General features: G+C 53.9%; 16 protein-coding genes and 1 tRNA gene. 7 read left to right on the top strand and 10 right to left on the bottom strand.

From position 1 onward, the window contains the following. Window positions 1–56 precede the first annotated feature (56 nt). The 4 genes from JL015_RS24205 to JL015_RS24190 all read left to right on the top strand — a co-directional run bounded on the left by JL015_RS24205 (window position 57) and on the right by JL015_RS24190 (window position 2,814). On the top strand, window positions 57–1,271 hold the full coding sequence (locus tag JL015_RS24205) for an aldose 1-epimerase family protein (RefSeq protein ID WP_201020259.1): 1,215 nt from the start codon (window positions 57–59) through the stop codon (window positions 1,269–1,271). Window positions 1,272–1,471: 200 nt separating this feature from the next. Continuing rightward, window positions 1,472–1,545, top strand: a tRNA-Cys gene (locus JL015_RS24200). A gap of 168 nt (window positions 1,546–1,713) precedes the next feature. Further along, window positions 1,714–2,268: a hypothetical protein gene (locus JL015_RS24195; RefSeq protein WP_201020258.1), complete on the top strand. Its 555-nt coding sequence runs from the start codon at window positions 1,714–1,716 to the stop codon at window positions 2,266–2,268. A gap of 360 nt (window positions 2,269–2,628) precedes the next feature. Further along, window positions 2,629–2,814 (top strand): hypothetical protein, encoded by a 186-nt coding sequence (locus tag JL015_RS24190; protein ID WP_201020257.1) that lies wholly within the window; start codon window positions 2,629–2,631, stop codon window positions 2,812–2,814. A 138-nt stretch (window positions 2,815–2,952) separates the two neighbouring features. Here JL015_RS24190 and JL015_RS24185 read toward each other — a convergent pair whose 3' ends face one another. Next, window positions 2,953–3,117, bottom strand: a complete 165-nt coding sequence (locus tag JL015_RS24185; RefSeq protein ID WP_201020256.1) for a hypothetical protein — start codon at window positions 3,115–3,117, stop codon at window positions 2,953–2,955. Window positions 3,118–3,350: 233 nt separating this feature from the next. Between JL015_RS24185 and JL015_RS24180 the strand changes: the two genes are divergently transcribed. The 3 genes from JL015_RS24180 (at window position 3,351) to JL015_RS24170 (ending at window position 4,597) form a co-directional block, all read left to right on the top strand. After that, window positions 3,351–3,488, top strand: coding sequence for a PA0050 family protein (locus JL015_RS24180; protein WP_201006755.1), 138 nt, complete (start codon window positions 3,351–3,353; stop codon window positions 3,486–3,488). Window positions 3,489–3,698: 210 nt separating this feature from the next. Then, window positions 3,699–4,259, top strand: a complete 561-nt coding sequence (locus JL015_RS24175) for an HNH endonuclease (protein WP_201020255.1) — start codon at window positions 3,699–3,701, stop codon at window positions 4,257–4,259. Between the two features lie 83 nt (window positions 4,260–4,342). Next, complete coding sequence (locus JL015_RS24170) at window positions 4,343–4,597, top strand: DUF1652 domain-containing protein (RefSeq protein ID WP_201020254.1); 255 nt, start codon at window positions 4,343–4,345, stop codon at window positions 4,595–4,597. A gap of 121 nt (window positions 4,598–4,718) precedes the next feature. On the opposite strand, the gene JL015_RS24165 is transcribed toward JL015_RS24170, so the two are convergent. The 9 genes from JL015_RS24165 to JL015_RS24125 all read right to left on the bottom strand — a co-directional run bounded on the left by JL015_RS24165 (window position 4,719) and on the right by JL015_RS24125 (window position 9,195). Continuing rightward, a complete protein-coding gene (locus JL015_RS24165; RefSeq protein ID WP_201020253.1) occupies window positions 4,719–5,084 on the bottom strand; it encodes a hypothetical protein in 366 nt (121 codons plus the stop codon). 467 nt (window positions 5,085–5,551) lie between these two features. After that, on the bottom strand, window positions 5,552–6,574 hold the full coding sequence (locus JL015_RS24160; protein ID WP_201020252.1) for a site-specific integrase: 1,023 nt from the start codon (window positions 6,572–6,574) through the stop codon (window positions 5,552–5,554). Beyond that, window positions 6,575–6,790: a DUF4224 domain-containing protein gene (locus tag JL015_RS24155; RefSeq protein WP_095067827.1), complete on the bottom strand. Its 216-nt coding sequence runs from the start codon at window positions 6,788–6,790 to the stop codon at window positions 6,575–6,577. It lies immediately after the preceding gene. A gap of 42 nt (window positions 6,791–6,832) precedes the next feature. After that, window positions 6,833–7,114, bottom strand: coding sequence for a hypothetical protein (locus tag JL015_RS24150; protein ID WP_201020251.1), 282 nt, complete (start codon window positions 7,112–7,114; stop codon window positions 6,833–6,835). 51 nt (window positions 7,115–7,165) lie between these two features. Then, on the bottom strand, window positions 7,166–7,360 hold the full coding sequence (locus tag JL015_RS24145) for a hypothetical protein (protein WP_201020250.1): 195 nt from the start codon (window positions 7,358–7,360) through the stop codon (window positions 7,166–7,168). Continuing rightward, the gene (locus tag JL015_RS24140; RefSeq protein ID WP_236250273.1) at window positions 7,351–7,839 is read right to left on the bottom strand and encodes a class I SAM-dependent methyltransferase; all 489 of its coding nucleotides are present in this window, start codon (window positions 7,837–7,839) and stop codon (window positions 7,351–7,353) included. Before JL015_RS24140 ends, JL015_RS24145 begins: the two co-directional genes overlap by 10 nt. Then, the gene (locus tag JL015_RS24135) at window positions 7,836–8,066 is read right to left on the bottom strand and encodes a hypothetical protein (protein WP_201020249.1); all 231 of its coding nucleotides are present in this window, start codon (window positions 8,064–8,066) and stop codon (window positions 7,836–7,838) included. The genes JL015_RS24140 and JL015_RS24135 overlap by 4 nt, the downstream gene beginning before the upstream one ends. Further along, window positions 8,063–8,758 carry a morphogenetic protein gene (locus tag JL015_RS24130; RefSeq protein WP_201020248.1) on the bottom strand — a complete coding sequence of 232 codons (696 nt, stop codon included), beginning with the start codon at window positions 8,756–8,758 and terminating at the stop codon, window positions 8,063–8,065. Before JL015_RS24130 ends, JL015_RS24135 begins: the two co-directional genes overlap by 4 nt. After that, entirely contained in the window at window positions 8,758–9,195 is a 438-nt protein-coding gene (locus JL015_RS24125; RefSeq protein WP_201020247.1) for a hypothetical protein, read from the bottom strand. Before JL015_RS24125 ends, JL015_RS24130 begins: the two co-directional genes overlap by 1 nt. Between the last annotated feature and the right edge of the window lie 27 nt (window positions 9,196–9,222).

Genomic DNA, 9,222 nt, shown 5'->3' with positions numbered 1-9,222 from the left:
CGCTGAATCGTTTAATCATGTTCAGTTGTCCCCATAATTCCAATAAGGACCACCCCATGAAATCGCTCGCCTGGCTCCTCGGTGCCACTGCCATCGCCTCTGCCTCCAATGCCTTTGCCTGGGACTATGTGCTGCTTGACACCGACAAGGCCGCCCAGAACCAGCAGATCACCAGCGCCCAGCTCGGAATCAAGACCGACAAACCTTTCTCCGTGACGATGCGCACCTTGCATGGCGGTCGCCAGGAAGGCGTGAGCATCATCGAGATCGACAACGGCACCATGAAGCTCTCGGTCGTGCCCACCCGTGGCATGAACGTATTACAAGCCTCGGTCGGTGATGTGCGCATGGGCTGGGACTCACCGGTGAAAGAGGTGGTCAACCCGGCCTTTATCGAACTGAACGGGCGCGGCGGATTGGGCTGGCTGGAAGGCTTCAACGAACTGGTGACCCGTTGTGGTTATGAATGGGTTGGCCATCCGGGCATCGACAATGGCGAACTGCTGACCCTGCACGGCCGTGCGGCGAATATCCCGGCGAACAAGGTAACCCTGCACATCGACGAAAAGCCGCCTTATGCCATTCGCCTCAAAGGCGAACTGAAGGAGCAGGCGTTCAAGAAAGTCGACTTCTCGGTCCAGACCGAACTGGTCACCGATCCGGGCAGCGCAAGCTTTACGCTTAACGACACCCTGACCAACAACGGCGACTATCCGAAGGAATACCAGGCGCTGTACCACAGCAACTTCAGCACGCCGTTCCTGGAAGAGGGCGCACGCTTCGAGGCCCCGGTGCAGCAAGTCTCGCCCTTCAACGAAAAAGGCAAGGGCGACTTGCCTGACTGGCAAACCTACCGTGGGCCTACACCGGACTACGACGAAACCGTCTATAACGTAGTGCCTTATGGCGACGCCAAGGGCGACACCCTGACGGTATTGCACAACAAAGCCGGTAGCCTCGGTGTAGCCGTGGGCTTCAACACCCGCCAACTGCCAGTGTTCTCCCTATGGAAAAACACCGACACCCGTGGCCAGGGCTACGTCACCGGCCTTGAGCCAGGCACCAGCTTCTCCTACAACCGCCGCTACCAGCGTCCTCTGAAACTCGTGCCGACCATCGCGCCTAAAGAACAGCGCCAGTTCCAGATCAGCTACAGCCTGCTGGCAGACAAAAACGCAGTTGGCACCGCTCTGGAACAGATCAAGACCATCCAGAACGGCCGTGCAACCGAAGTTCGCAAGGAACCGCTGGTGGACCTGAGCAAAGAGTAGAGCCGGCAATGGATGGGCATGTATGGAATTATTTCGTTCTCGTTCTTGACATGCCCAGCCAACCAGTCCAGAATTGCGTCCATTCCTGATTCAGGAACTAGAAAAAACCCTTAAGATTCAATGGGTTGAGGATAAAGCCAAGGCTTGATCCCAAAGAGTTCAAAACGGTTGATGTGGTTGTTGAAGCATCAGGCGTCTGAGGCCGAGTAGCAAAATGGTTATGCTGCGGATTGCAAATCCGTCTATGCCGGTTCGATTCCGACCTCGGCCTCCACTATTGAAAACCCCGTAGATTAACGTCTACGGGGTTTTTTATTGGGCATGAAAAAGCGAGGTGTTCCGAAAGTCTGATACTTTGGGGCAATTGGCAATGGCGCGCGATGCGCGAGTGTAGTTATGCGCATAATCGCTAAAATTTTAATCAAGTGGTTGGTGGAGCTGGATGAGTGAGTTTACAGGTCAGGAAGCATATGGTGAGTTGCTGGCTCTGCCGCCAAGAGTAAACACTCCTCATATCAACTTTCAGCTTAATAGGGCAAAAGAAATATTAGAGGTTTATGAGTCGGAGCGGCACGTTGTTACTCGTGAGCTTGAAGGGTTGCAGTGTGAAGAGAATGGTTTGGTCGCGTTGCTTGATTACGTGGCTTGCTCTGAGGCGCGGAGCCGAATTCTTGGCTTCTGTGCGCCTTATGGTGATGAGTACGCACTCAAGGGGCTGGGGCTGGATTTAAATAAAGCCACTTTGGCTCAGTACCGTAACTATAAAGATTTAGTGAGCAATAGAATTGACTATGAAAAACGACATTTGGAAGAGGTTGAGGAGGTTATAAGGCTGCTGCGCAAGGATATTGATCTGTTAAGTGTGATTGCAAAATCGTATTTTCGGGGAATGATCCCTTTGATGACGTGTCGTGATCGATATTGGGCGTCCGCCCATTTGAAATGGAAAGAATCACTTCTCCCCTTTGATAGCAATGTGAGCCCCAAAAAAACATGACAAGGGCTGTTTATTGAATTGAATGCATTGGAATATACGACATTGCGTTTGCAATATGTCGAGCGACAAACCACTTTGGCCAGCCCGGTTGAGGTGCTGTCTTGACCATCTGATAGTCGATTCGCAGGATGGGTTCGGATTTCACAGTATGTTAGTGCTTGAACGTCAGGTTGGCATGGTTTAACTCCCTCCAGCTGTCTAACTTTTTTTGGGCAGGTGACCCTCTGGATTTTGGAACCACCTTCGCAAAATACCCACTCACCCTTCAAGCCGGTCAGCACGCATCCCCGCAACTGGAATACTCATACGCATGGCAATGCCGAAGGTGCGACCAATTTATTTATGACAAAGGAGGGTTGTATGAATCTGATTGCACTATCTGCCTGGCTCATCGGTGCGTTGGGCCTGGGTATGTTGATCGGAGGCATTGTCCTGATGCGTAGCCCGGCAGTGTTCATTGTTGCGGGGATGGGTTTCTTGAGCTGGACGTATGTGGTTTCCAAGGCCACTGATCGCATTCAGCGCAGGCAGGCGGTAAGAGGCTGATAATCGGACGGGCCTTGCTTATAGACTCAATCCGCCTGCGCCTTGAATGCTCAAACTCTCTGCATCATGGTTAACGGCAAATCACTTGAATGAAAAGTCTGCCCGTTGTAATGGGGTAGACGCGCACCCCATATCCCTTCAGCCTGAATGTTTACCTTCCTTAGGGGCAGTTTTCTGTGCCGTTGAATCATGTGCTGTTCCGGAAGATCCGTCGGGCCGATGCGCATCGTTGTCGCGCTCGACTTCGCCTGATTGATCTGGTGACGGCACCGCTTTTTTCTTTGTACTGGAGCTGTTCTTCATAACTGCCTCCCAGCCTTGGCTGTCCATCCGAATAAGATTTGGCTTGCTTAAGAGGTTGAGGGCGTGCGAACAGGTTGGTTCAACCGGATTTCTTGCCTGGGGCTCGGCGGCTACTGTTGGCAGATCTTGCGGCACATCCTGTGATCGGCGAATATTCGGCACCTCTGCGGGCGGGTGCCCTGGCTGCAGGGGAAGCACGGAATGTTATTGATGTTTCGACCAGGAGGTTGCAAATGAAGAAAGTGATGTTTGCTGTAGTTCTGCTGTGTGGTTTCTCCCTGAATGCCCAGGCCGCGTGCCCGGTATTCGGCCCGTCCAAAGACCCATGCAGCGGCCCGGTGTTTGGTCCGACCACCTGCGTATGTCCGTAAGATAGGTTGTCTTGCAGGTTCGGCTGATGTCGGGCCTGCTCATGATTTGTGTACCAGGAAACTTGTACATCCTCGATATTTATATCCTCAGTCATATTGTCTTCCCGGATAAATCCGGTCCTACACCCGCTATAGCCTCAGTATGGCTTTGACGAAGCTTCATTGCGATCATGAAGCCATTATTCGGAGTTGATCGAGCAGGTGTCTCTAATGGGGCTGTCACCAAAGAGAAAAGTGATCAGGCGCGAAGTTGTTCGCAAGGCCTGGCAAGACAATTCGCACTGGATCAAACAGTACGGCTTTTCTGAATACGCACTCGAAGCAGTGTGTGATGACAATGAAGAGTTGCGTATCTGTTGGTGCTGTGGCGATCAGGGATATCAGGAAGTCGCCCACATCATTCCGCATTCTCTGGGTGGAGCTGACACGGTAGAGAACCGATTCCTGCTCTGTGCCGAATGTCATGTGGCGTCACCGGACTGCTACAAGAGCGAGTATTTTGTTGGCTACGTAAACAGAAATGCTGGCAGATTCAGCCGTCTCATGGAAGAAACCCTGCACAGGGCCAGCGAAAGGCTTCTAGCGTTTTTAAACGAGCACCCTGAACTGTCTGACGTAGTTTCAGGCAGGCCACCTCTATCTTTTTCAGAAAACTGTCTGTATCGACGAACCACTACTCATGGTTCAAGTATTTCTCTGAGCACCAGGCTTGCCCGTGCAGAAATGTATGTGGATGAGCTGATTGAGTACGCTCGCGGCCATTTGGGCTGAAAGAATATGCCGACGATCGGCAACAGATTGAGATAATACTTGTCTAGTATTGTCGGAAAGATCTGATCAGTAGAGAGCAAATCATGTATTCAAAGCCCGAGCTTCAGCGAGTCCTTGAAACGGCCTTTCTGCCTAGCAGATGCGAATGCGTCATCGCAGGGGAAACCTTCTCGGTGAAGCTTTTCAACCCCGAGTCTGGCGATATCGAGCTGTACGTAACGGGCATGCCTTTATCCGATCTTGCATCCAGCAGGTCCATCGCGCATCTGGTGCTCTCTTTGAGAGAACAGAGAGACCTGATGGCGAAGATGGAGCTGTCGATGAGGCGGTTGGCTTAGGCTGGAAGCGAAACACAGGCCGGCGCATTGGTTCAAATGGTCTTCTTGCAGGGGGGGGGGCCGGGCTATGTGCGTGGCATGTGGTCGGCTATCTACGAAAGTAATCAGAAACTCCTGGTTGCTATACAGCAAGCTCGATGTAGCTGGACTCCCCACCTCCAGTCGCGCCTGATAACCAACCCCATACAAAGGTCAGTGTGGTGCGTCCTTTCTGATCAATGCCTACCGTACCACGGGACCAGCCCGAAAGAATCTGGCCATCTTTAGTTAAGCACTGATAAAGCAGCTCAATGGTATCGGGGCCCGTTACGCGCCCGACTTGATTGCCTATGCGTATTCGGCCGCCTCGATAAGTGCCTGAAATGGCATCTTCCTCGACATGATAATGAAACACTGTGCCTGCACCTGATAGCCCTTGTGCATTATCCGCTACCGTAAAGCGGCGGTTGTTCAAGCGATCGCTGATTTGAGAGAAGGGAGTGCCCATAAATATCGCGTCCTTGGTCGAGATGTTCCATTCCAGCTTCGATTATCAGCAATGTTGTATGAGGAAAGCGAGAGCCTTGGCTTGTATTGGTATTGCTGCCGCGTCTGTCTGTTTCTTGTATTGCGGTCTGAAGGGCATATCAGGAGGGAGATTTGAATCTCGGCAGGACGCCGGAGAAGGGAGCTGTAAAAACAGCAATTGCGGACCACTGCAATTTTCGCAACCCCCAAAAACACCAAAGGCCTGCCGAGTCTCCCCGTGCAAGCCCTTGATTCATATATGGTGCCCCGAGCCGGGGTCGAACCGGCACGTCCAGAGGACGAGGGATTTTAAGTCCATAAACTTGTTCTTTTATTTCAATGGCTTGCATGCAATATAGCTTCGCTACGTGGTCTTTTTGCCTCCCGCGCAGCCCTTTGTTTTCAAGGGGTCTGAATTCGTAGCGAAGCGTTTTCTGGCTTGAAAAGTCATTTTGTAGGCATCACTTTCAGTCCTCTTCTGCGGCGAATGTACTGCTCAGTCATTCCAACAGTGGTATGCCCAAGCTGGTCGCGCGCATCCCGAATACTGCCAGTAGATTCCTCTTTGTCTGTCGCGGCTTTTGCTCGAAGATCCCTCATCTGGAAATCTATCTTCTCAATCCCGGCAGCCTCTCTTGCCGCATCAAAACGATTGCGCAGCATGCTTGGTGTCATAGGCTGACCGCCATCAATGACAACCAGCCTGCTTGTGCGGATCGGATATTCCGCCTTTCTGGTCAAAATTCGGTCAATTACGACCTTGAGCTGACCTACAATCTCAATCCGTCTTTTTGCCAGTGTCTTACCTTGCTGCACAAAAAGCTGACCATTCTGAATGTCCCGCTCATCCATTTTTAGCGTGTCTGTCACGCGCTGGGCCGTTAGATAGAACAGGTCCATAGCATCCTTGAGCGACTGGTCTGCGCGCTCGTAGACGGCCATGAACATTTCGTCCTCGATATAGTTATCCCTCCCCGTCTCCTTGTTGCCTTTGATCCCTGCGCATGGGTTGGCAAGCGAGGTGTATCCGCACTCCCTGGCAAAATTCCAGATTGAACTAAGAAGTGCTTTTTCTCTGTTTGCGCGCACCTTCGCAGTCTTTGAGCGATACCGCATGTATTGAACGACATGATGCGGTTCTATTGACTCAAGCGGTGCCGGTGGCTCATCAAAGAATAAAAGCAGTTGCTTTAGTTCGCGGGCATTGTCCTTCTGCGTGCTTGGTGCCTTTCCTGGGACCACCTCTGTCATGTACAAATCAGCAACGTACTTGAATGTCAGAACTTGGGCCGCCAGGTCGGCTGATGCCCGGCTTTTTTCAAGCCGGGCGTACTCCGTTATTGCCAAGGCGTAGTCACTTCCAAGGCAAACTTCCTTGCGGCCTTCAAGTCCTGTTTCGTAGTAATAGTAGATTGCGCCGCTACGCTGTTTGCGCTTGCGCAATCTTGGGGTGGTGGTGGGGCGCGGCATCTATCCTGCTTTCCTTGGCTGCCAAGTTGGTCTTTCAGCGACCTTTGGTGATGATTCGGTGCCTGTGACTGCGGCAACAATTACACAGGGCCAGCCACTCAGTTTTATCGTGTGCCGAATGCCATTTTGCTTGAGGATTGTGATCTGTCCTGCCTTCGTGCGAGCGCCGGTAAGCTCGCACACTTCCTCGTGGCTGAGAAATTCAATTGCGCTCATTGGTGTCTCCGGGCCGCGCACTGCGGCAGAGGTGGGGATGGGTTATGCGGTAGCCTTGGCGATTGCTGCTCTTAGCTCTTCAGCATCCGAGGAGGTGACGCAGCAAACAGGGTGATCCAGCTTTGCAAGAACTCGTTCTGCGATGGAAAGCAGGTCAGGCGCGGCGGCGATCAGCTTTGCGTTGGCCTCGTTTTCTGCACGACTGCTGGCGTCATGCAGGAACTGACTGACCATGCCGATGTGGCGGAACGGATCTTTGCGATTGATTGCACCTTCGTGGCGGGATTCATCTACGGCCCAAGGGCCGGGGGTGTGTTTCGTCATGGTAATAGCTCTCCATGCCCGCCGAAGGCAGGCAGATTGAAAGGGAAGGGGTTACAGGTAGTTTTTGCGGATGCGCCGGGCGATATCGCGCAGCTCGAAGTCCATCTCGAACATTTCGTTGTTGTCGGATCGGGAGACGACGCCGGAGCGGGCGACATTGCGGCCGCCGAGAATCCATGCGGCCAGCAGGATCAGCGCTGCCTCAAGTTGGCGGCGGAGCCAGCCGGTTTGCGGGATCAGGCGCATGGCAAACCCCGCTTCATGAAAGTGATCCAGTGCGTCTTTTCGCGCTTGCCGGATTTGTGTCCAAACAGGGGCTTTTCGTCAGTAAGGGCCAGCAGCTCGGTCACGGTTACCTGGGTTTCGTTCCATTTGAAGATCAAGATGCCCTCCGGCTCAAGCACCCGGAAGCACTCGGCGAAGCCTTGCCGAATATCCTCGCGCCAATCGCTGGTCAGCACCCCGTACTTGGCGCGCATCCAGCTATCCTGCCCGGCGCGGGTCAGGTGCGGCGGATCGAACACGACCAAGCGGAAGGTAGAGGCCTCGAACGGCAATTGGCGGAAGTCCATCAGTACGTCAGGTTCGACTTTCAGCACTCGACCATCGCACAGCAAGTGCTGCTCGTCGCGGATGTCCCCGAACAGGGCGCGTTGATCCTGCTTGTCGAACCACATCATGCGGCTGGCGCTGCAAGGATCGAGAACCTTGGCTGCGGCGCTCACATCGAATACCTCTCATCAAAGCGCCGATCTGGCGCATCCGTGGGTGTTGGCTTGGGTTCTGGTTTCAGTTGGCTGTCCGGCACGCACGAAATCCCGACGCCGTTCAGGATGTAGCAGGTAACTCCGCGCTGTGAGTCGCGCTCGATTTCGATCACGTTTTCGCGTGGGGTTGGGGCTGCGCTGGCACCGGTGGCCAGCAGCATCATGGCGAGGGCGAGGCGGGTCATGGCTTCACCCGCCTGAACTCGACGACCCAGACCCATGGATTTGCTGACCAGTCGCCGCCAGTCGACTCCCACAGCTTCCGCCAAGCTTCTGGATACCAGTCTCGGTAGTTTGGAGAAACGTCATCGCTTGCCAGTTCCGGAGGGCATTCCAGGCCTTCCGCTCGAATATCTGCGCGACTTATGTCATGCAACCGCTCGGCGCGAACGCCGGTGATCTCCAGCAGGATGCGGCTGGCCCAGCGCGGCATATGAATGCTGGGGCGCCATGCTCCGTCATACTCCATTGCTTCGGTATCTGGCTTCCAGTCAGCCTTGGCCGGTATCTGGCTAAGGCCGTAGTCACCCGCCGGACAGCTCGCCCGGTAGATCCGGGCTGCGTTTCGCTCATCACCCTTGATCAGATTGTCTTGCCAGTCGATGCAACAACCATCCTCGTTGCCGAGTAGAGCAAACGTTTCACGCACCCATAGCCGATCACCTGGGCGACCGTATGGGCATTCGAGATTGCGCTTAGTTGGGTCTGGGTGACGAATGAACGGCTGTCCAAGGCCGTAGCTTCCGATGTCACCCCTGGAGCGGGGCTGCACCTTCACCGCTCGGCGGGTGACCGTCTTCTGACCATCCAGGATGGCGCGAACCATCGGTGCCGAAAAGAGGATCGGCCGTTCTTTCGGTTGTGGTGAGATAGTCATCAGCACTCGCTCCAGTTCATGGCCTGTATGTATTCGCAGGGAACTATCAGGCTGTCGGGAGGCACAGTGCTTTCGGTCTTGGCATCACCGAAATACGCAATGGCTGCCTGGGCACGCTCAAGAGACAGTTGGGCGTGTCGCATTTGCCATGACTTGCGCTGTTTGTACGAGCGCAGCGCCAGGGACTTGTCGGTGTAGGCGAATCGACGACCGTATTCGCCGCCATCCTTTAAGACTCGTTTGCGGTGCTTCTTCAGCAGGGATTCACGCTGCGACCCGCCGAAGAGGTTGTTAAGGAATTCCTCTACGATGTACCAGCACTGATCGGTCTCGCCGACAACCACGAATTTCTTGCAAGTGACTTCCAGGCCCTTTGGGTCCATCTCATCGACGTATCGGTAGTGATCTGGCCAGGCTTTTGACTTTTCTTCAGGCATGACTTCGTCCTTGCCGCCCACCGGGCA

Source organism: Pseudomonas cichorii (genome assembly GCF_015471405.1).
GTDB lineage: Bacteria > Pseudomonadota > Gammaproteobacteria > Pseudomonadales > Pseudomonadaceae > Aquipseudomonas > Aquipseudomonas serbiensis.
This window is presented reverse-complemented; position numbering and strand designations above follow the sequence as displayed.